22 protein-coding genes are annotated in these 24,258 nt (G+C 75.0%); 7 read left to right on the top strand and 15 right to left on the bottom strand.

Annotated features, from left to right (window positions below; translation table 11 throughout):
* The first annotated feature begins 2 nt into the window (after positions 1 to 2).
* The 4 genes from IE241_RS04260 to IE241_RS04245 all read left to right on the top strand — a co-directional run bounded on the left by IE241_RS04260 (position 3) and on the right by IE241_RS04245 (position 5,560).
* Complete coding sequence (locus IE241_RS04260) at positions 3 to 1,649, top strand: FUSC family protein (RefSeq protein WP_190020186.1); 1,647 nt, start codon at positions 3 to 5, stop codon at positions 1,647 to 1,649.
* Between the two features lie 72 nt (positions 1,650 to 1,721).
* Positions 1,722 to 2,228: a MarR family winged helix-turn-helix transcriptional regulator gene (locus tag IE241_RS04255; protein WP_190020185.1), complete on the top strand. Its 507-nt coding sequence runs from the start codon at positions 1,722 to 1,724 to the stop codon at positions 2,226 to 2,228.
* 156 nt (positions 2,229 to 2,384) lie between these two features.
* Complete coding sequence (locus IE241_RS04250) at positions 2,385 to 4,652, top strand: heavy metal translocating P-type ATPase (RefSeq protein ID WP_190020184.1); 2,268 nt, start codon at positions 2,385 to 2,387, stop codon at positions 4,650 to 4,652.
* A gap of 158 nt (positions 4,653 to 4,810) precedes the next feature.
* Positions 4,811 to 5,560, top strand: a complete 750-nt coding sequence (locus tag IE241_RS04245; protein WP_190020183.1) for a polysaccharide deacetylase family protein — start codon at positions 4,811 to 4,813, stop codon at positions 5,558 to 5,560.
* Between the two features lie 24 nt (positions 5,561 to 5,584).
* On the opposite strand, the gene IE241_RS04240 is transcribed toward IE241_RS04245, so the two are convergent.
* From IE241_RS04240 to egtA, 8 genes are all read right to left on the bottom strand, one after another.
* Entirely contained in the window at positions 5,585 to 6,115 is a 531-nt protein-coding gene (locus tag IE241_RS04240) for a hypothetical protein (protein WP_190020182.1), read from the bottom strand.
* Between the two features lie 41 nt (positions 6,116 to 6,156).
* A complete protein-coding gene (locus tag IE241_RS04235; RefSeq protein WP_190020181.1) occupies positions 6,157 to 7,620 on the bottom strand; it encodes an ATP-binding protein in 1,464 nt (487 codons plus the stop codon).
* A gap of 62 nt (positions 7,621 to 7,682) precedes the next feature.
* Positions 7,683 to 8,381 carry a response regulator gene (locus tag IE241_RS04230; RefSeq protein ID WP_190020180.1) on the bottom strand — a complete coding sequence of 233 codons (699 nt, stop codon included), beginning with the start codon at positions 8,379 to 8,381 and terminating at the stop codon, positions 7,683 to 7,685.
* Between the two features lie 112 nt (positions 8,382 to 8,493).
* On the bottom strand, positions 8,494 to 8,709 hold the full coding sequence (locus IE241_RS04225) for a dodecin (protein WP_190020179.1): 216 nt from the start codon (positions 8,707 to 8,709) through the stop codon (positions 8,494 to 8,496).
* A gap of 164 nt (positions 8,710 to 8,873) precedes the next feature.
* Positions 8,874 to 9,842 carry an L-histidine N(alpha)-methyltransferase gene (gene egtD / locus IE241_RS04220; RefSeq protein WP_190020178.1) on the bottom strand — a complete coding sequence of 323 codons (969 nt, stop codon included), beginning with the start codon at positions 9,840 to 9,842 and terminating at the stop codon, positions 8,874 to 8,876.
* On the bottom strand, positions 9,839 to 10,594 hold the full coding sequence (egtC, locus tag IE241_RS04215; protein ID WP_190020177.1) for an ergothioneine biosynthesis protein EgtC: 756 nt from the start codon (positions 10,592 to 10,594) through the stop codon (positions 9,839 to 9,841). Before egtC ends, egtD begins: the two co-directional genes overlap by 4 nt.
* Positions 10,594 to 11,919 (bottom strand): ergothioneine biosynthesis protein EgtB, encoded by a 1,326-nt coding sequence (gene egtB / locus IE241_RS04210; RefSeq protein ID WP_190020176.1) that lies wholly within the window; start codon positions 11,917 to 11,919, stop codon positions 10,594 to 10,596. The genes egtC and egtB overlap by 1 nt, the downstream gene beginning before the upstream one ends.
* Complete coding sequence (egtA, locus tag IE241_RS04205; protein WP_190020175.1) at positions 11,916 to 13,322, bottom strand: ergothioneine biosynthesis glutamate--cysteine ligase EgtA; 1,407 nt, start codon at positions 13,320 to 13,322, stop codon at positions 11,916 to 11,918. Before egtA ends, egtB begins: the two co-directional genes overlap by 4 nt.
* A 95-nt stretch (positions 13,323 to 13,417) precedes the next feature.
* On the opposite strand from egtA, the gene IE241_RS04200 reads away from it, so the two are divergent.
* A complete protein-coding gene (locus tag IE241_RS04200; protein WP_229898731.1) occupies positions 13,418 to 14,719 on the top strand; it encodes a cytochrome P450 in 1,302 nt (433 codons plus the stop codon).
* Here IE241_RS04200 and IE241_RS04195 read toward each other — a convergent pair.
* The 4 genes from IE241_RS04195 to IE241_RS04180 all read right to left on the bottom strand — a co-directional run bounded on the left by IE241_RS04195 (position 14,697) and on the right by IE241_RS04180 (position 19,020).
* Positions 14,697 to 15,452: a bestrophin-like domain gene (locus IE241_RS04195; protein WP_190020174.1), complete on the bottom strand. Its 756-nt coding sequence runs from the start codon at positions 15,450 to 15,452 to the stop codon at positions 14,697 to 14,699. The two genes, IE241_RS04200 and IE241_RS04195, sit on opposite strands and share 23 nt — an antisense overlap.
* 108 nt (positions 15,453 to 15,560) lie before the next feature.
* Complete coding sequence (locus IE241_RS04190; protein ID WP_190020173.1) at positions 15,561 to 16,394, bottom strand: hypothetical protein; 834 nt, start codon at positions 16,392 to 16,394, stop codon at positions 15,561 to 15,563.
* 179 nt (positions 16,395 to 16,573) lie between these two features.
* Positions 16,574 to 17,374, bottom strand: a complete 801-nt coding sequence (locus tag IE241_RS04185; RefSeq protein ID WP_229898730.1) for a crotonase/enoyl-CoA hydratase family protein — start codon at positions 17,372 to 17,374, stop codon at positions 16,574 to 16,576.
* Complete coding sequence (locus tag IE241_RS04180) at positions 17,371 to 19,020, bottom strand: acyl-CoA dehydrogenase family protein (protein WP_190020172.1); 1,650 nt, start codon at positions 19,018 to 19,020, stop codon at positions 17,371 to 17,373. The genes IE241_RS04185 and IE241_RS04180 overlap by 4 nt, the downstream gene beginning before the upstream one ends.
* A gap of 112 nt (positions 19,021 to 19,132) precedes the next feature.
* Between IE241_RS04180 and IE241_RS04175 the strand changes: the two genes are divergently transcribed.
* Positions 19,133 to 19,894: a PaaX family transcriptional regulator C-terminal domain-containing protein gene (locus IE241_RS04175; protein ID WP_190020171.1), complete on the top strand. Its 762-nt coding sequence runs from the start codon at positions 19,133 to 19,135 to the stop codon at positions 19,892 to 19,894.
* Positions 19,895 to 19,947: 53 nt separating this feature from the next.
* Here the strand turns inward: IE241_RS04175 and IE241_RS04170 are convergent, their stop codons facing one another.
* Positions 19,948 to 20,991: a phosphatidylinositol-specific phospholipase C domain-containing protein gene (locus IE241_RS04170; protein ID WP_190020170.1), complete on the bottom strand. Its 1,044-nt coding sequence runs from the start codon at positions 20,989 to 20,991 to the stop codon at positions 19,948 to 19,950.
* Positions 20,992 to 21,110: 119 nt separating this feature from the next.
* Positions 21,111 to 22,433 carry an NAD(P)/FAD-dependent oxidoreductase gene (locus IE241_RS04165; protein ID WP_190020169.1) on the bottom strand — a complete coding sequence of 441 codons (1,323 nt, stop codon included), beginning with the start codon at positions 22,431 to 22,433 and terminating at the stop codon, positions 21,111 to 21,113.
* A gap of 80 nt (positions 22,434 to 22,513) precedes the next feature.
* On the opposite strand from IE241_RS04165, the gene IE241_RS04160 reads away from it, so the two are divergent.
* The gene (locus IE241_RS04160; RefSeq protein WP_506004929.1) at positions 22,514 to 23,434 is read left to right on the top strand and encodes a PAS domain-containing protein; all 921 of its coding nucleotides are present in this window, start codon (positions 22,514 to 22,516) and stop codon (positions 23,432 to 23,434) included.
* Here IE241_RS04160 and IE241_RS04155 read toward each other — a convergent pair.
* Positions 23,365 to 24,093: a (2Fe-2S)-binding protein gene (locus tag IE241_RS04155; RefSeq protein ID WP_190020167.1), complete on the bottom strand. Its 729-nt coding sequence runs from the start codon at positions 24,091 to 24,093 to the stop codon at positions 23,365 to 23,367. The genes IE241_RS04160 and IE241_RS04155 overlap by 70 nt on opposite strands.
* Positions 24,094 to 24,258 lie beyond the last annotated feature (165 nt).

The following is a 24,258-nucleotide window of genomic DNA, read 5'->3' as shown; positions in this document are numbered from 1 at the left end:
GTATGCCTCGCCCTCGCCTGCCGAAACGCTCCACCCTGCCCGGGACCCTGCCCGGATCCCTGCCCGGGACCCTGTACGCCGCCCTCCGCATCGGCCGGCCTGCGGACATCTGGTACAAGTCGGCCCTCAGCGGTGTCGTGGCGATGGCGGTCCCGTACGCCGCCCTGCTCGCCGCCGACAGGCTGGATCTCGCGCTCTACACCACCGCCGGAGCCCTGTGCGCGCTGTTCGGCCACGACCGCCCGTACGCCGCGCGCGCCCGCGCCCTCGCCCTGGTGGTGCTCGGCATGACCGCGGGCGTCGGCGCGGCCCTGGCCGCCGCGGTCCTCGCGCCCTCCCCCGCCGCCCTGGTGGCGGTCGCCGCCGTGCTCGCCGCCGCACACAAGACGGCCTGCGACGCCTCCCGCATCGGCCCGCCGGGCAACATCATCCTCACGTTCGTCACGGCGTCGGCGTGCTTCGTACCCCAGCGGGCCGGGGACCTGCCGCTCCACCTGGGGCTGACGCTGGCCTGCGGCCTCTGGGCGTGGCTGGTCTGCATGGTGCCCACCCTCGTCCGCCCGCACGGCCCCGAGCGCATCGCCGCCGCCCGCGCCCTGGAGGCCGCGGCGCGGCTGGCCGGCGCGAGCACGGCGGGCAAGGCGAACCCGGCGGACACGGCCCGTGCGCGGCACGCCGCCTGGCAGGCGCTGCTGCGTGCGCCTGCGGCGGTGCGCGCCCACGTGCACGACGCGCTCGTCCGCATGGAGGCGGCCGTGGCACCGGATGCCGGCGAGGCCTCCGTCACGCACAGCACGCCGCACGCCGGGCACTGGCAGGCCTGGGCGCAGGCCCTGCGCAAGGGCCGCACCCTGCCCGGGGACGCGCCTGCCGCACCCGGCCCGGGAGCCGTGCCGCCAGGGCCCGCTCCCCTGCCCCTGTTCCTCCCCGCGGGCCTGCGCGTGCTCACCGGCTCCGCCCTGGCCGGCTGGGCGTCGCTCGCCTGCGGGGTCGGCCACCCGTACTGGGCGGTGGTCAGCGCCGCCTCGGTCGTGCAGGCCGGCGGCGCGCCGTCCTGGCAGCGCGCGCTGCAGCGGGTGCTCGGCAACCTCCTCGGCGTCGCGTTCTTCGCCGCGCTGGTGCCCGTCGTCCGCACCGGTGAAGCGGCCATGGTCCTGGCCGTGCTCGCCCTGCTGGCCGGTGCCGAGGCGCTCATCTCCCGCAACTACTGGCTGGGTACGGTCTGCGTCACCCCGATGGCCCTGCTGCTGACCGAATTCGGCGGCAGCCGCCCCGCCGGGGAGCTCGTCGGCGACCGCTGGACCGATACGCTCGTCGGCGCGGCGGCGGGCCTGCTCGCCTGTGCGCTGGTCACCAACCGGCGGGCGGCGGACCGGGTCGACGCCGCCGTGCTCCGGGTGTCCGAGGCACACGCCGCGGCCCTGGCCGTACCGGCCGGTGCTCCTTGCGCCCACGAGGCGGACCGCGCCCGCGACCGGCTCGCGGCCGCCCTCGTGGAGCTGCGGGAGGCGGCCGACGCCGCGGCCGGCGAGTGGCATCGGCGGACCGTGCCCGGGGATCGGGTGACCCGCGCCGAACACGACGGCCACCGGGCGCTGGCTTCACTCGTCCGGGGGCATACACCCGGCAGCGGCGCGGCGGTGATGTGAGGGCTCCCTCCGGACGGTCACCGGCGGGACGGCAGAATCTACCCGGAGCACCGACTGGAAAGGATCACCAACGTGACCGAGGACATCGTCGCGCGCGTGCTGCGGCAGTGGCAGCAGGTCCACCCCGGACTCGACACCGCGCCGATGGCCGTGATCGGCCGGCTCAACCGCTGCGCGGCACTGCTCCAGCAGGCCACGGACGCCCCGCTGGTACGCGAGGGTCTGACGCGGGCCGAGTTCGACATCCTCGGCACCCTGCGGCGCACGGGCCGGGAGCTGACGCCGGGCCAGATCGCACGGGAGACCTTCGCCTCCGGCGCCGCCGTCACCAAGCGGCTGCGGGTGCTCGAAGCGCGCGGCCTGGTCGCCCGCCGGGCCGACGAGCGCGACCGGCGGGTGGCCCACCTGTCCCTGACGGAGGAGGGCCGGGAGCTCATCGACCGCCTGATCCCGCACCAGCTGGGCTACGAGAGCGTGCTCCTCGAAGGGCTCGGCGAGGGCCGCCGGACCGAGCTCGCGGAGACGCTCGCCGAGCTGCTCGTCCTGCTGGAGGGGCGGCTCGGCGGCCTGCAGCCCTGACCTCCTCCCCCTCCCGCCCCACCTGTTCCGGGCCGTACCCCCCAGGGGTACGGCCCGGAGTCGTTCCTCCCCCTTGCGTTCGATACACCCCAGGGGTATACATGGAGGTAGGAGATACCCCCTAGGGGTATGAGGGGAACGGCACGAGGAGCGCGGATGAGCACCACGACGAGCAGTACCACCGGCACAGCCGAGGTCGAACTCGCCATCGGCGGCATGACCTGCGCCTCCTGCGCCGCCCGGATCGAGAAGAAGCTCAACCGCATGGAGGGCGTCGAGGCCACCGTCAACTACGCCACCGAGAAGGCCAAGGTCGTCCACGCCGAGGACGTCTCGGTGGACGACCTGATCGCGACGGTGGTGGCCACGGGCTACACCGCCGAGCCGCCCGCGCCCGTCCGGGCGGAGCCCGCCGGTGCGCAGGAGGAGCGGCCCGCCGGGGAGGGTGACGAGCTGCTCACGCTGCGGCAGCGGCTGATCACGGCCGTGACGCTGGCCGTCCCCGTCGTCCTGCTGGCCATGGTGCCCGCCCTGCAGTTCGAGTACTGGCAGTGGCTGTCGCTGACCCTGACGGCGCCCGTCGTCACGTACGCCGCCTGGCCCTTCCACCGCGCCGCGTTCACCAACGCCCGGCACGGCGCGGCCACCATGGACACCCTGATCTCGGTCGGCACCTCGGCGGCCTTCCTGTGGTCGGTGTGGGCGCTGTTCCTCGGCGACGCGGGCATGCCGGGGATGACGCACTCCTTCGAGCTGACCGTCACCCGCGGCGGCGGCGCCGGGAACATCTACCTGGAGGCGGCCGCGGGCGTCACCGCCTTCATCCTGGCGGGCCGCTACTTCGAGGCCCGCTCCAAGCGCAAGGCCGGGGCGGCGCTGCGGGCCCTGATGGAGCTTGGCGCCAAGGAGGTCACGGTCCTGCGGGGCGGCCGGGAGGAGCGCATCCCCGTCTCCGGCCTGGCCGTGGGCGACCGCTTCCTCGTCCGGCCCGGCGAGAAGATCGCCACCGACGGCACCGTCGTCGAGGGCAGCTCCGCCGTGGACGCCTCGATGCTGACCGGCGAGTCCGTCCCCGTCGAGGTCGGCGTGGGCGACGCGGTCACCGGCGCCACGCTCAACGCGGGCGGCCGCCTCGTCGTCGAGGCCGCGCGCGTCGGCGCGGACACCCAGCTGGCCCGGATGGCCAAGCTCGTGGAGGACGCGCAGAACGGCAAGGCCGCGGCCCAGCGCCTCGCCGACAGGATCTCCGCCGTGTTCGTGCCCGTCGTGATCGTCCTCGCGCTCGCGACCCTCGGCTTCTGGCTGGCCAGCGGGGCGGGTGCGACCGCCGCGTTCACCGCGGCCGTGTCCGTGCTGATCATCGCCTGCCCGTGCGCCCTGGGGCTCGCCACGCCCACCGCCCTGATGGTCGGCACCGGGCGCGGCGCCCAGCTCGGCATCCTCATCAAGGGCCCCGAGGTCCTGGAGACCACCCGCAAGGCCGACACCGTCCTCCTCGACAAGACCGGCACCGTGACCACCGGCCGCATGACCCTGCTCGCCGTCCGCACCGCCGACGGCGTGAGCGAGACCGACACCCTGCGGCTGGCGGGCGCCCTGGAGCACGCCTCGGAGCACCCCATCGCCCGGGCCGTCGCCGCAGGCGCCGCCGACCGCGTCGGCACGCTGCCCGTGCCGGAGGACTTCGCCGACCTCCCGGGCCTCGGCGTCCAGGGCGTCGTCGAGGGCCACGCCGTCCTCGTCGGCCGGGAGAAGCTGCTCGCCGAGTGGGCGATGCACCTGCCGGCCGGGCTGCGGGAGGCGAAGGACGCCGCCGAGGCGGCGGGCCGCACGGCCGTCGTCGTCGCCTGGGACGGCGAGGCCCGCGCGGTGCTGGAGGTGGCCGACGCGGTCAAGGACACCAGCGCCGAGGCCGTCCGCCGGCTGCGCGCGCTCGGCCTCACGCCGGTCCTGCTCACCGGCGACAACAAGGCCGTCGCCGAGGCGGTCGCCGCCGAGACCGGCATCGACGAGGTGATCGCCGAGGTCCTGCCCCAGGACAAGGTGGACGTCGTCAAGCGGCTGCAGGCCGAGGGCCGTTCGGTCGCCATGGTCGGCGACGGCGTCAACGACGCCGCAGCCCTCGCCCAGGCCGACCTGGGCCTGGCCATGGGCACCGGCACCGACGCCGCCATCGAAGCCGGCGACCTGACCCTCGTCCGCGGCGACCTGCGGACCGCCGCCGACGCCATCCGCCTCGCCCGGCGGACGCTCGGCACCATCAAGGCCAACCTCTTCTGGGCCTTCGCCTACAACGTGGCGGCCCTGCCGCTGGCGGCCGCGGGCCTGCTCAACCCGATGATCGCCGGAGCCGCGATGGCCTTCTCGTCGGTCTTCGTCGTCGGCAACAGCCTGCGGCTGCGCGGCTTCCGCCCCACCGGCTGACGCCACGGGGCCGGGGCGCCGCCGCCCCGGCCGGACCTCTCGTACGTGAGCCCCCTATGCCGGGTACGTGAGCAATTCGTAACAAGCGCAACGCTCGTCCCCGCCCCCGCCCTCTCTTCCGGTGTAACGGACACCGATAGGGAGGGCGGGGCGACGTCATGGCGCTGCCGAAGAAGCACAGGAACCGGATCGCGGCCACGGCGGCGGTCTTCGCGATAGCGGCCGGGACGCTCGCCGTGGCCGTCAACGAGCGTGAGAGCAGCGGCACTTCCCGGGTGGCCGAGCGGCCCGCGCCCGGCACGACGGTCAGTCAGGAGATCGAGCACCTCTCGGAGGACTCCGGGAAGACCGTCAACCTCACGATCGACGACGGCCCCGACCCCACCTGGACGCCCAAGGTCCTGGACGTGCTGAAGCAGTACGGCGCCAAGGCCACGTTCTGCATGACCGGGCCCAACGCGCAGAAGCACCCGGACCTCGTCAAGAAGGTCGCCGCGGCGGGCCACCGGCTGTGCGACCACTCCATGTCGCACGACACCACCATGGACAAGAAGCCGGTGGAGTACCAGGAGAAGGAGATCCTGGACGCCAAGAAGCTCATCGAGGACGCCTCGGGCGGCGAGCCGGTGCGCTACTACCGGGCGCCCGGCGGAGCGTTCACCCCGGACAGCCGGCGCATCGCCGCCGGGAACGGCATGCGCCCGCTCGGCTGGAACGTGGACACCAAGGACTTCGAGCGCCCGGGCGTCCAGAAGATCCTCGACACCGTCGAGCGCGAGCTGGGCAAGGGCCCGACGATCCTGATGCACGACGCCGGCGGCCCGCGCACCCAGACCGTGGAGGCCCTCGGGCGGCTGCTGCCCAAGCTCCAGCAGGAGGGGTACGCCTTCAGCTTCCCGCGGACCTGACGCGGGCCGCCGGCCCGACCCGGATCAGCGGGACGGAGCCGGGGTCGGCAGCTTCCCGGCGGGGAAGGCGTTGTTGCTGTCGCAGACCAGGTCGGAGATGACGAACCCGCCACCGCTGAGCTCGACCTTGACGTCGTGGATCTGCCTGCCCCGCGGCACCTCGTTGGCGGCCGCCGTGCAGACGAACTGGGCCTTGGAGACGGGCGTCAGGCGCAGGACGTTGAACGGCATCTGGATGCTCACCCGCAGCGTGCCGGTCGTGACGTGCACCTCGCCCTTCATCTTGGGCACGTCGGTGTACAGGCCCCGGACCCTCTGGTCCTCGTCCGGCCCGTCCAGCAGCAGCGCGATGGCGTCCTCCGCACCGAGCTTGGCCTTGGCCTGGCGGGTCACCTGCGTCACCCCGGTGGGCGACATGAAGTAGAGCTTGGCCTCGGCCGAGTTGACCTCCCCCTGCCGCTTGGCCCCCGTGGCGGGCTGCCCCACGTCGATGACGTCGGTGGTGGTGACGCCGCAGCCCGCGAGCGCGACGGCCAGCAGGGCGGTCGGGGCCACGCGTCGTACTCGCCGGGCCGCCGGCCGGCGCAGGTCCACCCTCACGCCGTCTCGCTCCCGCCCTGCCGCAGGGGCAGATCCACGGTGAACACCGCGCCTCCTCCGGGTCGGTTGGCGGCCCGCACGGTGCCCTCGTGCAGGCGTACGTTCTCCAGGGTGATCGCGAGTCCGAGGCCGCTGCCCTCGGAGCGGGCGCGGGCGGAGTCCGCCTTGAAGAAGCGCTCGAAGACGTGCGGCAGCACCTCGGGGTCGATGCCCCGGCCGCGGTCCGCGATCTCGATCAGCAGCCTCCGCCCGGCGTCCTGCCCGGTCACCCGGACCGCGACGTCCACCGGTTCGCCGCCGTGCTTGAGGGCGTTGCCGACGAGGTTGGCGACCACGACGTCGATGCGGCGCGGGTCCAGCCGGGCGCGCACGCCCTCGGGCAGGTCGGCGGCCACCTTGTCCTGCCAGCCGCGGGCCTGGAGGGTCTTGCGGACGGTCTCGGAGACGTCGACCTCGTCCAGGTGGAGGGCCGCGGCGCCCGCGTCGAAGCGGGAGATCTCCATCAGGTCCTCGACCATCCGCGCGAGCTTGCCGGTCTCCTCGCTGATGAGGCGGACGGCGTAGGCGGTGTCGGGGTCGAGGGAGTCCGCGTCCTCGTCGAGGACGTCGACGACCGCGGTCATGGCGGCCAGCGGCGTGCGCAGCTCGTGCGAGACGTCGGCGGCGAAGCGCCGCGAGTTGGCCTCCATACGGCGCAGCTCGGCGACGTTCTCCTCCAGGGCCTCGGCCATGTCGTTGAAGGTGCGCGAGAGGTCGGCGAGCTCGTCGCGGCCGGTGACCTTGAGCCGGGTGTCCAGCTCGCCGGCGGCGAGCTTGCGGGAGGCGCGGCGCAGTTCGCGCACGGGCCGCAGCACGCCGCGCGCGGCGATCAGGGCGGGCACGGCGGCCAGGGCGACCGCGGGCAGGGCGCCTCTCTGCGCGGCCTTGACCAGAGCCTGGACGTTCGCCTCGTCCTCACGCAGCGGCATCTGCGCGTACACCTCCAGGCCGGAGGCCTCGCTGCTGCCGCGGTAGGTGACCGGCAGCCCGATGGCGAGCCAGGGGTCGCCCCCGCTGTCCAGGCGCTGGAAGGCGGGGATGCCCGCGCGGACCTTCTCCTGGACCCCGCGCGGGATGATCGGTCCGTGGTCGCCGCCGGGCACGAGCCCGCTGTTCCGGTAGCGCACGTGGACGGTCCAGCGCTGGGCGCTGCCGGCGGCGTTGAGCCGGTGCTGGAGATCCTGCAGGGCCTGCTGGGACAGCGGGAAGGCGTAGTCCGGCACCTGCGAGTTCACCTGGGAGCGCAGGGCCTCGATGGCCGTGTCCTGGGTGCGCTTGAGGATGGCCGTACGGGCCTCGCGGAAGGTCAGCGCCGCCGTCGTGAGCGCGCTGAGCGCGGCGACCAGCAGGAACGCCAGGACCAGGCGGGCGCGCAAACCGGCGGCGACGGCACGCAGGGACGGCCGGCGGAGCGCCGGCATGCGCGGGGACGACATACGCAGGGCCGGCATACGCAAGGCGGGCATGCGCAGGGCGGGCCGTCTCACAGGGGCCCGAAGCGGTAGCCGAAGCCGCGGACGGTCTGGATGTACTTGGGCGAGCGGGTGGAGTCCTCGACCTTGGTGCGCAGGCGCATCACGCAGGCGTCCACCAGGCGGGCGTCCCCGTGGTAGCTGTGCTCCCACACGTGCTCCAGGAGCTGCTGGCGGCTGAAGACGCGGCCCGGGGTGGCGGACAGGTACAGCAGCAGCTTCATCTCGGAGGGGGCGAGCGGCAGGTCCTGACCGTGCTTGGCGACGAGGAGGCCCTTGCGGTCGACGGTCAGGTCGCCGTGGATCTCCACGGGCTGGAGGGCGGCCGGGTCCGGGCCGCCGTCGCCGGGCGCGGCGCGGCGCAGCACGGCGCGGATGCGGGCCTCCAGGACCTCGCCGCGGGCGGGCTTGACGATGTAGTCGTCGGCGCCTGCCTCAAGGCCGAGGACGACGTCTATGTCGTCGCCGCGCGCGGTGAGCATGATGATCGGGATCTGCTGGGTGGCGCGGATGCGGCGGCACACCTCGAAGCCGCTCTTGTCCGGCAGCATGAGGTCCAGCAGGACGAGGTCGGGGCGGAACGTCTCCATGGCGGCGAGCCCGGCCTCGCCGGTCGCCGCGCCCTCCACCTCGTGGCCGCGGCGGCGCAGGGTGAGCGTGACGCCGTCCCGTACCGCGCGGTCGTCCTCGATCAGCAGTACCCGTGACATGCGGACAGTATCGTTCCCCTCTGCACACTCGTGCGCCGCACGGGCCTCCGAACGGCAGAACTGTCACGGATTGCTCATATTCACCCGCTCAGCCGCCGTCCCCTTCACCCGCTCAGTCGCCCTCCTCCAAGCGGAAGCCGACCTTCAGGCCGACCTGGTAATGGCCGATCGCGCCGTCGACGAGGTGGCCCCTGATCTGGGTGACCTCGAACCAGTCGAGGTTACGCAGGGTCTGCGAGGCGCGGGTGAGGCCGTTGCGGACGGCGTCGTCCACGCCCTTCGGGGACGAGCCGACGATCTCGGTCACGCGGTAGGTGTGGTGCGTCATGGGCGCTGCTCCAGGGGGTGAAGGCCGGTGCGGTCACCACCACCGTGGCCCACCCCGCGCCCGCGCGCGAGGCGAGCGCCCGCACCCGGCTCACGCCGGGCCGACCACCGTGCGCTCGGCCAGGACGTCCGGCGAGGGCGGGGCGGGCGGGCCCGCCGTGCGGGCTAACCGGCGGCGGGCACCGACAGCGACAGCGCGAACCGCCCTTCCTCGTCCGTCCACCAGTGGGTGGTCTCCAGGCCCGCCGCCGCCAGCTCGGCGCGCACCCCTTCCTCGCGGAACTTGGCCGAGATCTCCGTGCGCAGCTCCTCTCCGGCCGCGAAGTGGACGGCGAGGTCGAGCGCGGGGATCTTGGCGACGAGGGCGCCGCGGGCCCGCAGCCGCATCTCGATCCACTCCTGCCGGGGGTCCCACAGGGCCACGTGGTCGAAGGCGTCCGGGTCGAAGTCGGCTTCCAGCTCGCGGTTGATGACGGTGAGGACGTTCTTGTTGAAGGCGGCGGTCACGCCCGCCGCGTCGTCGTAGGCCCGCACCAGCGTCCGCTCGTCCTTGACGAGGTCCGTGCCGAGCAGCAGGGCGTCGCCGGGGGCGAGTTCGGCGCGGACGGCGGCGAAGAAGGCGGATCGTTCCTGCGGGCGCAGGTTGCCGATGGTGCCACCGAGGAAGGCGAGCAGGCGGGGTGCGGGGGTGGCGGGCAGGTGCAGGCCGTACTGGAAGTCGGCGACGAGGGCGTGCACCGTCAGCCCGGGGTGGTCGGCGAGCAGGCCCTCGGCCGCGCCGGTCAGGGCGCTCTCGCTGACGTCGACGGGCACGTAGTGGTCGAGGGAGGTCAGCGCGCGGATGAGGTGGCGGGTCTTGTCGGAGGAGCCGGAGCCGAGCTCCACGAGCGTACGCGCGCGCGTGGCCGCGGCGATCTCGTCCGCGCGGGCGATGATGATCTCGCGTTCGGCGCGCGTGGGGTAGTACTCGGGCAGGCGGGTGATCTCGTCGAACAGCTCGCTGCCGCGCGCGTCGTAGAACCACTTCGGCGGGAGCTCCTTGGGCGTGCGGGTCAGGCCCGTGGCGACGTCGGCGCGCAGGGCGGCGGCGGTCGCGTCGAGGGGGAGGGTGCGGGTCAGGGCGAACGGGCTCACGGGCAGGGCTCCTTGAGCGGTGACAGGGTGACGGCGGTGCGGTTCGCGGTGAGCAGGGTGCGGTCGGGGACCTCGGTCCAGCGCGGGTCGTCGTCGTAGGGCTCGGAGGCGACGGCCGTGCGGCCGGCGGGGTCCGCCAGGTACCAGAGGGTGTCTCCCCAGGCGGTGGCGGCGATGGTCGTGCCGTCGGTGAGCAGCAGGTTGAGCCGGGACCCGGGGGCGGCCTCGGCGAGCTCCGCGACGGTGTCGGCCAGGGCGCCGCCGGGGGCGTCCCCGCCGCGCAGCCGGTGCTCGACCAGGGCCCACACGAGGGCTGCGTCGCAGCGGGCCGCGAGCCGCAGGAGGGCCTCGGGCGGCAGCAGGGCGGCGAGCGGAGCGGCCGTTTCCGGCCAGCCGGTCACCGCGCCGTTGTGGCTGAAGAGCCAGGGGCCCGCGGTGAAGGGCGCGGCGGCGGCCTCCCCGTCCGCGTCCGCCGCGGTGGCGTCGCGCACGGCGGCGAGCAGGGCGCCGGTGCGGACGACCCGGGCGATGTCGGCGAAGGACAGGTCGGCCCAGACGGGGCCGGCGCGCCGGTAGCGGGCGGGCACCGGGTCGCCTTCGGCGTACCAGCCGACGCCGAAGCCGTCCGCGTTGACCGTGCCGTGGCGCTGCCTGCGCGGCGCCCAGGACTGGCGCACCAGGGAGTGCGGCGGATCGGCGACGCTCGCGCCGATGGGCTCCTGCGGGCCCAGTACGGCGAGGTGACGGCACATCAGACGGCCTCGGCGTCGCGCGCGGTGCGGAAGCCGGCGAAGATCTGCCGGCGGACCGGCAGGTCCCAGTTGCGGAAGGTGCCCCGGCAGGCGACCGGGTCGACGGCGAAGGACCCGCCGCGCAGCACCTTGTGGGCGCTGCCGAAGAACACTTCCGAGTACTCCCGGTAGGGGAAGGCCCTGAAGCCCGGGTAGGGCAGGAAGTCGCTGGACGTCCACTCCCACGCGTCGCCGATCAGCTGCCGGACGCCCAGCGGCGAGGCGCCCGCCGGATACGCGCCGACGGGCGCAGGGCGCAGGTGGCGCTGGCCGAGGTTGGCGTGGTCGGGCGTGGGGTCCGCGTCGCCCCAGGGGTAGCGCCGGGAGCGGCCGGAGCCGGGGTCGTGGCGGGCGGCCTTCTCCCACTCGGCCTCGGTGGGCAGTCTTCGCCCCGCCCACGCGGCGTAGGCCGCGGCCTCGTACCAGCTCACGTGCAGGACCGGCTCCGCGGGCGGGACGGGCTCGACGGCGCCGAAGCGCCGCCGCAGCCAGCCGGAGCCCGAGCGCCGCCAGAACAGCGGGGCCGTCAGCTTGTGGGCGCGGACGTGCCGCCATCCCTCGGGGTGCCACCAGCGTGCGTCCCGGTAGCCGCCGTCCTCGATGAAGCGCAGGTAGGCGGCGTTGCTCACGGGCAGCGTGTCGATGAAGAAGGACGGTACGAAGCGGTGGTGGGCGGGCCGTTCGTTGTCCAGCGCCCACGGCTCGGCCGAGGTCCCCATCGTGAACGGGCCTCCCTCGACCAGCACCTCCGGCGGCAGGAGCGCGGCGTCAGGCTCGGCGGGCGGCGGCTCGGGGGCCGTGAGCGCGGCCGGGCCCCGGCGCAGCTGATGGGTGATCAGCATGGTCTCGTCGTGCTGCTGCTCGTGCTGGGCGATCATGCCGAACGCGAAGCCCGAGGCGGTCAGCGGCGCGCCGTCGAAGGGGGCTGACTCCAGGACGTCCAGGACCCGGCCGCGGACGTCCGCGACGTAGCTGCGCGCCTCGGCGGGCGGCAGCAGCGGCAGCGCGGGCCGCGCGGCTCTCGGGTGCTCGAACGCGTCGTAGAGCGGGTCCAGTTCCGGGCGCAGCGCCTCGTGCCCGCCCACGGCGCGCAGCAGCCACTGCTCCTCCTGGTTGCCGATGTGCGCGAGGTCCCACACCAGCGGGGACATCAGGGGCGAGTGCTGGGCGGTCAGGTCGCGGTCCTCGACACAGCCGGTGAGCAGGCCGGTGCGGGCACGGGCGCGCAGCAGGGCGTCCGTGGCGCGCCGGCGGAGGACGTCGGGGTCCGGGCCGGGTGCGGTCATGCGGGGGTCTCCTTGCCGGTGGCGTGATCCTCGCCGGTGCCCCGGCCCTTGTCGTCGGCACGGGTCGTGCCTGCGACCCGGCTCTTGCCGTCGGCCCCGGCCCTTCCGGACACCCGGGACTTGTCGGCCACCCGGGTCTTGCCGTCGACCCGGTCGAGGAGGTCGTCGGCGGGGCAGCGGCCGCGGGCGACGTAGCGCCCGGTGAAGGCGTCGACGGCGTCCAGGATGCGGGGGCCCGCGCCGAGCCGGGGCAGGGCCTCGCGGGCGGCGGCGAAGCAGGTGACGGCTGCGGCGTGCAGCTCGGGGTCGGCCAGGCCGTGGCGGGCGGCGTTGCGCCACAGCGGATTGCGGGGTGCGGGCTCCTGGCCCGCCGTGTCCGCGAGGGCCTTCACGGCCCGGTAGGAGGTCTCGGCGGCCACGGGATCGTCGAAGAGGGCGGCCGTGACGGCCAGCGGCACCAGCCAGCCGTCCTCGCCGGGCTGCGCGTCGATCATGCGCAGCTCCAGGTGGCCCCGGGGCCGCACCGGGGGGAACAGCGTGGTCAGGTGGTAGGCGACGTCGTCGTCGGTGGCGGGCCGGGGGTGTCCCGTACGGGTCCAGCCGCGCAGGTCCAGCCCCCAGGGCGGCTCCCACGGGCCCTCGTCGGCGCGCACGCACATGATCCGGGCGTCCAGGGCGTACGCGGCCCACGCCGCCCGCGGGTCGAGGTCCTCGGGCGGGGCCAGGGTGCGGCCGGGGTCCATGCGCTCGTAGCAGGCCTGCCGGGTGGAGCGCCAGCCGGTGGGGCGGCCCCCGTCCAGCGGGGAGTTGGCGAACGCGGCGACGAGGACGGCGCCCAGCAGGTGCGCCAGCCGCCAGCGCCGGCCGAAGCCGAGCGGCCCGGGCTCCTCGTGGCCGGCGTCCACGCAGACCTGCACGGAGGCGGTCTTCGTCATCACGGTGCGCCCGGAGCCGCCCCAGTGGTCGTGGAAGTCCTCCATGGCCCGGTAGCGGGGTGTGGTGAGGACGCGGCGCGGAGGGTGCCAGGGGTCCTTGCCGTAGCCGGCGAGGGTGAGGCCGAGGGAGCGGAGCGCGGGGCGGGCCGTGGCCAGATCGGCGGAGACTTCCTCCGCACAGGCGGTGAGGGACTCCGCGGGCCGGGAGCTGAACTCCAGCTGGCCGCCGGGCTCGATGGTGATCAGGGACTTCAGGGGCAGTGTCCGCAGCCGGTCGGCGGCGGCTGCCAGGAGGCGAGGGGAGACGGGCCGGGAGGGATCCTGCAGGTCGTGGACGAGCCATTCCAGCTCGACGCCGAGGAACCGCGGCGGGCCCGTCTTGAAACAGATCCCGCGGACCAGGGCGTCCGCCTCCGCCTCGTCGACGACGCGGGGCGGGGCCGCCCCACCGGGCCTGGTTTCCGTCACTGTCCGTACCTCCGTCCGTCGTGCCGGCCGATGGTCACCCCCACATTGTGGCGAGCCCTTGACCCGCCCGCCAGAGGAGGGGCTACGGTCCCCGCGTGACCGTAGAACAGGTGACCGCCGACGTCTTCCTTCCCGGCACCTACGCCCGCGGCGTGCCGTACGCGCGCTTCCGGGAGCTGCGGGAGAAGAGCCCCGTGTGCCGGATCGGCGAGCCGGCCGTCGGCCCCTGGCCCCCGGGCCCCGGCTTCTGGGCGGTCTTCCGGCATGCCGACGTCAAGCACGTCCTGCGCAGCCCGCAGACGTTCTCCTCGCACCTGGGCGCCACGCAGATACGCGACCCGGACACCGAGGCGGACCTGCGGTTCGTCCGGTCCACGATGCTCAACCAGGACCCGCCGGACCACAGCCGGCTGCGCCGGATCGTCGCCTCGGCTCTCACCCCGCGCGCCGTCCGCGAGCTGGAGGCGGTGATCGAGGCCCGGGCCCGGGCGCTGGTCGAGGCCGTCGCGGAGCGCGGCGAGGCGGACTTCGTGGAGCTCTCCGCGGAGCTTCCCGTACGCACCCTGGCCCACGTCCTGGGCGTGCCGCAGGAGGACGGGGCGCTGATCCACGACTGGGCGAACCGGATCATCGGCTACCAGGACGCGGACTACGCGCTGTCGGACACCGCGGTCCGGGACGGGCTCACCCCCATGGGGCGCGCGGCCCTCGCCCGCCGCCCGGCCCCGCGGACCCGTCCCGACGGCCGCCCGGTCAACCCCCGCTCGCGCGAGGCGCTGGCCGACATGTTCCACTACGCCCACGCCCTGGCCGAGCGGCCCGCGCCCGGCAGTGTGCTGGCGATGATGCGCGAAGGCGGCCTCACCCGCGACGAGTTCGAGATGATGTTCTTCCTCTTCGCGGTCGCGGGGAGCGAAACCGTGCGGAACGCCGCACCCGGGGGCCTGCTGGCGCTCCTCGACCACCCGGACCAGTTCGCGCTCTTACGCAGCCGGCCGGAGCTGATCCCCTCGGCCGTGGAGGAGATGCTGCGCTACTGGCCACCGGTCGTGCACATCCGGCGCACCGCCGCCTGCGACACCGAGCTCGGCGGGCAGCGCATCCGGCGCGGCGAGAAGGTCGTCGTCTACCACCCCTCCGCCAACCGCGACGAGCGCGTCTTCCCCGGCCCGGACCGCTTCGACGTCACCCGTGCGCCCAACGACCACGTCAGCTTCGGGTACGGCCCGCACTTCTGCCCGGGAGCCCACCTCGCCCGCGCCCAGATGCGCGCCGTGCTGCGGGCCGTCCTGGGCCGGCTGCCCGGACTGGAGCGGGCGGGCGAGGCGGTGCGCCTGACGTCGAACTTCCAGAACGGCCTGAAGCACCTGCCCGTCAGATGGCGAACAGATCGGTGAACGGGCCGGTGGCGTCGGCGACGGTGTGGCCGAAGGGCGTGTTGAAGTCCCAGATGAGGAAGAGCAGGAAGGCGATCAGGGCGCTGTAGAGGCCGGCCAGCAGCAGCTCGCGCGGCGAGCGCCGGATCTGCAGCGTGAAGATCAGCCCCACCGCGATCACCGCGCCCGCGACCAGGCCGAACCACACCACGCCCGGCATGGTGTCGCCCGCGTTCTGCGCCCGGGCGTTGCGCGCGGCGTCCGCGGCACCGATCTGGTCCAGCAGCGGCTGGTAGGACTGGCCTTCGTGGTCGTTGGCCGGCTCGTACGAGGTCAGGTCCTCGCGCACCTTGTCCAGCAGCAGGCTGCCGCGCTCGGTCAGCTCGCCGCGCTTGAGCATCACCGGCCACTCCTTGTGCACCACGTAACTCACATAAGTGTTGACGTCCTCACGGGCGCGGTCCCGGGCCGCAGGTGCGTACGCCTGCACCCGCTCGGTGACCTCGTGCAGCGCCTGGGCCTCGGCGCGGACCTGGTCCTGGGCGCTGTTGCGGGCCTCCCAGACGCCGGCGATGGCCAGGCCCAGCACGATGGCGTAGACGACGCCCATCATCATCGTCATGTACTCGATGACGTCGGGTGTCTCGCTCGGGTCGTCGTCCTCGCCGCGCCTGCGCTCCCGGAGCACGGTGATGGTCAGCACGACCGCGCATGCCGCGGCCATGGCGAGGACCAGGACCAGCCACTCGGACAAGGGAAACCTCCGGAAGACGAGAGCGGGGGTGGAGCCGGGAACGGGAGGGTGGGCGGGCCGTGCGGACGACCGGGCCGCCGGGGCGTACGGACGTCAGGTGCGGCGTCCTCAGGTGCGACGTCCGCTGCCACCGCCGCCCCGCGGCCGCAGCATCGCCGCGGCGAGCACGGCCGGTGCGGTCAGCAGCAGGGTGAGGGTGACCAGGGACGCCCCGCCCGGGGGCGGGGGCGCGGCGGACGCGTGGTAGGCGCGCGGGACGATGTGCGGGGGCGTGGGCGGGACTTCGGGCGCGGGCGGCGGCTCGCTGCGCGGGGCGGCGAGCGGCCGCGGCGCCGGAGGCGGCGGGGGCACGGGCCGGGGTGCCGGGGCGCGGTACTGCACCGGTGCCGGGAGGGGCGGGGGCGGCGGTACGTACGGGGGCGGCGTGGGCACGGGTGCGGGCGGCGTCGAGGCGGCCGGGGCGACGACCGGGCGGGGAGCCCGGCCGCACCCGATGACGATCGCCGCGGAAGCGGTACCCGCGTGGGCGGTGACCCTGAGGCAGCCGGGCCGGTGGTCGATCTCCGCGGCGGCCGCGTCGCCGCCGGGGCCGCCGGTCCCCGCACGGATGCGGCCGTGACCGGGGATGCCGCCCGGAACGGGAAAGCCGTGCTGGGCGGGATGGCCGTGCCGCCCGGGAACGCCGTCGTGCCGGGGAACGCCGTCGTGCCGGGGAACGCCGCCGGGACCGGGGTCGTACTCGATGGCGGCGGAGCCCGGGCGGACGCGGAGCACGCCGCGCAGGGCCTCGGCCGCCGGCCCGGGCGCCGGGCGATCGCCGCCGGCCCGGCCGGGCCCGCCGGCACCGGGGTCACCCCCCGGGGCGGGCCCGGCCCCCGTCGTCGCCAGCACGGCCGCGAAGGCCACGATCCCCGCGCGCCCGGCGCGCACCCATCCGCTCACGGGGAGATCCTCGCGGCCTTCCGGCCCTCAACTGCCGTGCGAGGGGGTCAATCCCATCGAAGGGGTGAAGAACTGTGTGTTTTGTGTGCGGGGTTCACCCCGCAAGAAGGACGAAGAGGGCGCGCGGCGAACCTGCCGTACGCCCTCCGTCCACCCTGCACCGCCGGTGCCGGGCGGCCTCACAGGTCCGAGAAGTCCCCGTGCCGGCCCGCGCCCGCGGCGAACCGCGCGGCGCCCTCGGCGGCTTCGGCCAGCGAGCCCAGGCCGTGCGCGAACTCGGTCTCCATCGCCCGCTCCTCGGTGAGGCCCTCCTGGTCGAGCACGGAGGCGCGGTCGCCGCGCAGGCAGCCCTGGGGGAACCGGGCGATCTCCGCGGCCAGTTGCTCCGCGGCGGCGCGGGACGTGCCCGTGGGGACGACACGGTTGGCGAGCCCCATGGCGTACGCCTCGGAGGCCGGGACCGGGCGGCCCGTCAGCACCATGTCCATCGCGCGGCTCGTCCCGATCAGCCGGGGCAGGCGGACCGTGCCGCCGTCGATCAGCGGTACGCCCCAGCGGCGGCAGAAGACCCCGAAGACGGCGTCCTCCTCGGCCACCCGCAGGTCGCACCAGAGCGCGAGTTCCAGACCGCCCGCGACGGCGTACCCGCTGACCGCCGCGACCACGGGCTTCGACAGCCGCAACCGCGTGGGGCCCATGGGGCCGTCGCCGCCGGGCTCCACCCGGTTGGCGAGCTCACTGCCCACCGCCTTCAGGTCGAACCCGGCGCAGAAGGTGCCGCCCTCGCCCCACAGCACCGCGACGAGGGCGCTCTCGTCCGCCTCGAACGCCCGGAAGGCGTCGGCCAGTGCGGCGGCGGTCCGCCCGTCCACGGCGTTGCGGGCCTCCGGGCGGGACAGGACGACGGTGGTGACCGGTCCGCGGCGCTCCGTGCGTACGGTCGCGGCCGGGGTCACGGGCGGGGGCACGGCCGGGGTCACAGCGACGCCTCCTTCAGCAGGGCGCGCTCCAGGACCGGCCCGAGGTCCGTGCCCGGCGGCAGGGTGCCGAAGGCGTGGCCCCAGTCCGCGCCCAGCCGGGAGGCGCAGAAGGCGTCCGCGACGGCGGGCGTGCTGTGCCGCACGAGCAGGCTGCCCTGCAGGACGAGCGTCAGCTGCTCGGCCAGGCGCCGGGCCAGGAGCTGGGCGCGGCCGGGGTCGGAGAGCTCCCCGAGGAGATCCCGCAGGCGCGCGGTGGCCGCGTCGAGCCGGGGGTCCGCGCCCGCCGCCTCGCCGACCTCCGCGAAGTAGGCGTCCAGGGCGGCCGGTTCCTTCGCCAGGGCCCGCAGGACGTCCAGGGCGGCGACGTTGCCCGAGCCCTCCCAGATCGACAGCAGCGGGGCCTCCCGGTAGAGCCGCGGCATGCCGGACTCCTCGACGTAGCCGTTGCCGCCCAGGCATTCGAGGGCCTCGGCCGCGTGGGTGGCGCCGCGCTTGCAGACCCAGTACTTGCCGGCCGCCAGGCCCAGGCGGCGCAGGGCCGACTCGGCGGCGTCCCCGGCTTCGGAGCGGTCCAGGGCCGCCGCGAGCCGCATCGCCAGCACCGTCGCGGCCTCCGACTCCACGGCGAGGTCGGCCAGGACGTTGCGCATCAGGGGCTGGTCGATCAGCTCGGCGCCGAACGCCTTGCGGTGGGCGGTGTGGTGCAGGGCCTGGCGCAGTCCGGCCCGCATGCCGGCCGCGGAGCCGATGACGCAGTCGAGCCGGGTCATGTTCACCATCTCGACGATCGTGCGCACGCCGCGCCCGGGCTCGCCGACCGGCCAGGCCACGGCCTGCTCGTACTCGATCTCGGCCGAGGCGTTGGAGCGGTTGCCGAGCTTGTCCTTGAGCCGTTGCAGGTGCATGGCGTTGCGGGTGCCGTCGGGCAGCACGCGCGGCATGAGGAAGCAGGTCAGGCCCTCCGGCGCCTGGGCGAGGACCAGGAAGACGTCGCTCATGGGCGCGGAGGTGAACCACTTGTGGCCGGTGATCACGTACGAGCCGTCGCCCGCGGGCACGGCCGTGGTGGTGTTGGCGCGGACGTCCGAGCCGCCCTGCTTCTCCGTCATCGACATGCCCGCGATCAGGCCCTGCTTGCCGAGCGGGGGGCGCAGCCCGTAGTCGTACGTGCGGGAGGCCAGCAGCGGCTCGTAGGCGGCGGCCAGTTCCGGCTGGGCGCGCAGCGCCGGGACGGCGGCGTACGTCATCGAGACCGGGCAGCCGTGGCCGGGCTCGGCCTGGGCCCAGACGTAGAACTTCGCCGCGCGCACCAGATGGGCGCCGGGGCGGGCCTCGGCCCAGGGCGCGGCGTGCTGGCCGCTCTCCACGGCGGCGGCCATCAGCCGGTGCCAGGAGGGGTGGAACTCGACCTCGTCGATGCGGTGGCCGTAGCGGTCGTGCGTGCGCAGCACCGGGGGGTGCGCCTCGGCCGTGCGGGCCCAGTCCTGCACCTCCTCCGTGCCGGCCCGGGCGCCGAGCGCGCGGACCTCGGCCTCGCCCCACCCACCGCCGTCGCGGCGCAGCGCCTCCAGCAGCGCGGGGTCGTCGGCGGTGGTGAAGCCGGTCAGGGGCGGAGCCTGGTTGAACACGTCGTGCGTGGCGCTCATGGCGACCTCCGGGCGGGCCGTTCGGGTTCGGCGGGACGACGGGCGGTGGTGCGCGGTATTACAGTTTCATGATGCGTGATGAAGGACTGTAATGGATAGGGTTGGCCCAGCCATGGACGAGACCGTTGCCGTTTCCCCCTCCCTTCCCGCCCTGCGGCCCCTGACCGCACGCTCGGTCGTGCTCTCCACCCTCCTCGGGCACCACCCGCCCGCGCTCCCCGCGCGTGCCCTCGTCCGCGTAGGGGAGCTCTTCGGGACGGCGGAGGGGACGGTGCGGACGGCCCTGACCCGGATGGTCGCGGCGGGCGACCTGGAGCAGCACGACGGCACCTACCGGCTGACCGACCGGCTCCTCGCCCGCCAGGCCCGGCAGGACGACAGCCGCGCGCCCCGCACCCGGCCGTGGGACGGCGGCTGGGAGATCGCGGTCGTCACCCCGGAGCGCCGCAGCGCGGCCGACCGCGCCGCCCTGCGCCAGGCCATGGCGGCGCTCCGCCTCGGCGAACTCCGCGAAGGCTGCTGGATGCGCCCGGCCAACCTCCTGCGGGAGAGGCCGCCGGTCGTCACCGCCCAGTGCACGCTGCTGACGGGTGCGCCGGAGGGCGACCCGGCGCGGCTCGCGGCGGCCCTGTGGGACCTGGACGGCTGGGCCTCCCGCGCCCGCTTCCTGGAGTCCGCCCTGCGCGAGGACCGCACGGCGGCGCTCGCCGAGCGCTTCACGGTCTCGGCCGCGGTCCTGCGGCACCTGCTGTCGGACCCGGTCCTGCCGCAGGAGCTGCTGCCGGAGGGCTGGCCCGGGGAGGAACTGCGGCGCCGCTACGAGGCGTTCGACCACGACTTCCGGGCCTTGCTGCGGCGCCACATCGGCATCTGAGACATCGGCATCCGAGACGTACTGCCCGGCCTGGCCCGGCCCGTGACCGCCGGTCAGCCCCGCGGCACCACCGTGGAGAGCACCTGCGGCAGCGGGTACCAGTCCGCCGTGACGAAACTGGCGTGGGCCCGGGCCAGGAGGGCGAGGCGGTCGCGGGCCTGGGCCTCGGTGGGGCGGGTGACGTCGATGGCCGGGGGCACCTTGTGGGCGTCCGTCATGACGAGGAGGTAGTGCCGGTCGTCGTACCAGGCCGTGTCGATGCGGCCCGCGGTGTACGTGGCGGCGTCCCCGTCGAAGACGACGAACCAGGGGCGCAGGGCGGGATCGGCGTAGCGGGTGCGGGGGTCGCCGGGGACGGCGCCGTGGACGGCGGGGAAGGCGGCGGCCTGACGGAGCCGCCCGGCGGCCGCGAGGTCGCGCAGGTGCTGGGCGTACTCCCGGTCGGTCCACAGCCGGTCGACGGGGTTGCCCTCCTCCACGGTGCCGGGGATGAGCTCGACGAGGAACTTGCCGGCCATCGCGGACCGGGCGGGCCGGCCCCCGGCCCGGACGGCCTCGTCGAGCGTGGCGTGGCCGCCGGCGAGGTCGGCGGGGCGGTAGAGGGCGTCGCCGAGCTTCTCGGTGAGCAGGGCGTCGAGTTCGGCGGGGCCGCGGCCGCTGTCGGCGTTGAAGCCGTCCTTCATCTCGACCTTGAGCAGGACGGGCCGGTGGCCGGGGTGGGCGTCGTGCCAGGCGCGGATGTCGGCGAGGCAGCCGGCCAGGGGCTGGTTACGGGTCCCGGTGCGCAGCTTCGCGGGCGACGTGGCGCCCTCGCAGTTGTTGGCGTTGCGCAGGGGGTTGGCGTGCGAGACGCGGAAGGAGCGGCCGCCGAAGCCGTTGGTCCAGACGTCGAGTTCGAGCAGGGAGGCGCCGGAGTCGAGGGCGTCCGCGAAGTAGGGGTACTTGGCGCTCTCGTAGGCGTTGTGGACGCCTACGGAGGTCGTCGCCGAGTAGGACGGGCCGCTCGCCGCCCCGGCCGGCGCGGACGCGACGGCCGTGACCGCCGTCAGTGCCGCGGTCACGGCCGTCGTCAGCCCCGTGCGTATCGCTCTTCTCATGTCCCCCGCTGCTCTCGCTCAAGTGTGCTGATATGAACGGGCAGAAGGGTACGTCACCGGCGGGCGGATCCCGGGTTACGGCGGGTCACGGGCTGCGGCGGGGCACGGACCGCCGCGCGTCACGGCCCGTCGTACGGCGTGCGCGCCACCTCCGGCGTCTCCGTGTCCAGCGGGACGGACCCGGAGCGGACGAGGCCGAGCTGGACGCCCTGGCGGGGCAGGAGCGCGTCGAGGAGCCAGTCGGCGGCGACGCGGATGCGGTTGCCGGGCATCGCCGCCAGGTGGTAGCCGCGGGTGACGGCACTGGCCAGGGGTCCGGAGAGCGGGATGTGCAGCGGGTCGGCCGCGGCCTGGACGCCGCCGAGGTCGACGGTGAAGCCCAGGTCGCGGTGGCGGTAGGGGCGGCGCTCGCCGCGCCCGTAGGAGGCGGCGATGTTGCGGCCGGCGGTACGCCCCTGGCGCTGGGCGTGCTGGGCGGTCATCGGGGTGTACTCGCCGGGCCGGGTGAGGTCGGGCACGGCCGCGGCGTCGCCGCAGGCGAAGACCTCCGGGTGCCCGGGGACGGCCAGGTACTCGTCCACGCACAGCCGCCCCCGCTCGGTGGGCAGGCCGAGGCCGGCGACCAGCGGGTCCGGGCGCACCCCCACGCACCAGACGAGGGAGCGCGTCGGGACGAACTCCCCGTCGTCCAGGTGCACTCCGTCCCGGGTGGCCTCCTTGACGGACGTGCCTGTACGGACCTCGACGCCGCGGCGGCGCAGCACGTGGTCCGCGGTGCGCGAGAGGCGCTCGTCCAGCTCGGGCAGGACGCGCGGGGCGAGGTCCAGGAGCACCCAGCGGGGGCGGGCGCCCGCCTCGCGCAGGGCGCTGTTGCGGCGCACCAGCGCGTCGGTGAACAGCACGCCGTGGGCGGCCACTTCGGTGCCGGTGTACCCCGCTCCGACGACCACGAAGGTCAGCCGGGCGGTGCGCTCGTCCGCGTCGGCCGCGGCGCCCGCCAGCTCGGTCTGGCGCACGACGTGATCGCGCAGGTAGAGGGCCTCGGGCAGGCCGCGGAAGCCGTGGGCGCGCTCGGCGACGCCGGGCACGGGCAGCAGCTTGTTGACGCTGCCCACCGTCAGCAGCAGCCGGTCGTACTCCAGGCTGCCGCGGTCGCCCTCGGGGTCGGCGTAGCCGATGCGCCGGTCGTCGAGGTCGACCGTGTCGACCTGGCCGAGGACGAGCCGGACCCGCGGCAGGGTCCCGGTCAGGGACACCGTGACCCTGCGCGGTTCGAGTACGCCGGCCGCGACCTCGGGGAGGAGGGGCAGGTAGAGGAAGTAGTCGTGGGGGTTGACGAGCACGATCTCGGCGGCGCCGCGCGCCGTGCGGGACAGCTCGCGGGCGGCCTGGTAGCCGGCGAATCCGGCTCCGACGACGACGATCCGGGCTCGGCTGCTCACTGACGGCTCCTGGGGTCCGGGTTGCCGGGAAGAGCGGGAAGCGGGAGAAGAGGGGGCAGGGATACGGGTGCGGGATACGGGTGCGGGAAGCGGCACCCCTCCGGGTATCCGGCCCGGCGGCGGCCCAAACGGAGGGCCGGGGACGGGATTCGGGCCCGTCGGCAAGTCGCCTATTCCGGTCGTATACAGAACTGCACGATTGTGCAGTGGTTCGTGGCGTGACGCTCCCGGGCGCGGCCCGCCGGGCAAGCACTGGACAGGCCCTTGGACGGGCACGGGACGAGCGAGGGGCCGGGCATACCGTGGTGAGCGACGAATACATCAGTTGGCGCAATCATTTCCTGCTGCTTCTCGACCGTATCCCGACGCCCATCGCGGTCTGCCGGCCGGACGGCGAGGTCACGGTCGCGAACCCGGCCATGGCCGCCGAGTGGGGCACCTCGCCGGTGCGGTTGCGCGGTCGGAACCTGCACGAGATGTTCCGGCCACGCCTGCCCGGGCGACTCGACCGGCACATCGAGGCGCTGCGGCTCGGCCGCCGGCCCCGGCACCCGATCGAGGTGCGGTGGCTGGCGGGCGCGGGCGGCGTCGAACGGGAGGGGGAACTGCTCGTGGACCCGGTCGGGGACGGCTTCCCGCCGAGCCCGATGCTGCTGGCGGTGCTCCGGGTGCGGGTGGCCGAAACGGTCCCCCGGCCGGCGGAACCGGCCGCCGAGGTGAGCGTGGTGGAGGGGCACATCCTGGCGCTGGCCGCCGCCGGGGCGACCACCGCCGCCATCGGCAAGGCGGTCGGGCTGACCGTGGACGGCGTCAACTACCACCTGACGCGGCTGACCCGCCGCTGGCGCGTGCCCAACCGCACGGCGCTGGTGGCCAAGGCGTACGTCCTCGGCGTGCTCTCGACGCGGGAGTGGCCGCCCGCGCCCTCCCCTCAGCGCACCCGCGGCGGCGCGTGCCGCAGCACGCAGTCACCGCACATCCCGCCGGGCGGCACCCGGTAGTAGAGACAGCAGGTGCTGCGTACGAAGGCCGGCGCGGAGCGCGGCGTGGCGCCGGGGGTGAGGGTGCCGGTGCCGCGCAGGAGCGGGTCGCCGAGCACGGCGCGGGCCAGGTCGAGGGCGCGGGCGGCGTCCTGCGGGCGGCCCTGGTCGTGGCACCAGCCGTGCAGCACGCGCAGCGAGCCCGCGAGCGATGACGCCGCGTTGCCCCACAGCAGGCGCCCCGAGACCGGGACGACCGTGCGGGTGAGGGCGTGCAGGTCCGCCAGGGGGCCGCGCAGGACGTGCTCGCGGATGACTTCGGCCAAGTCGCCGGCGGTGTGCGGCAGGGCCGTGGGGCCGGGCAGCCACAGGTCGTCCGGCGCGGTGCGGGCCGGGTGCCAGCGCAGCCTGCCGCGGCCGAGGTCGGGGACCTCGCCGGAGAGGACGGCCGAGCCCAGGGCGACGGACAGCAGCCGCCCGGCGATGCCCTGGTAGGCGACGGACGCGGCCACGCGACGGTCCTCCGTCCCCAGGCGCCCGGCGACGGTCTCCACGCGCGCGTGCACGACCTCCTCGCCCAGCGGCAGGTACTCCCCGGAGGCTTCCCCGAGCGCCTCGGGGCCCTCTTCGGTCCGCAGGGCGAAGAACGGCCCTACGGATGCGAGTGCGGTCAGGCGCATGGGCGAGGCGGTTCCGTTCGGTCGGCTGAAGCGCCGCCCACCGTACACGGGGCGTGACGGCGGGGCCATGATTCCGGGGTGCCTCCGGGGGTGGGGGTCGCCACACATGGTGCGCGGGGCATCATGACAGCACGTCATGCGCTCGATACCCTCGGCGCTGACAAC

Origin of the sequence: Streptomyces hiroshimensis, assembly GCF_014650335.1 — a bacterium.
GTDB classification, from domain to species: domain Bacteria; phylum Actinomycetota; class Actinomycetes; order Streptomycetales; family Streptomycetaceae; genus Streptomyces; species Streptomyces hiroshimensis.
This window is presented reverse-complemented; position numbering and strand designations above follow the sequence as displayed.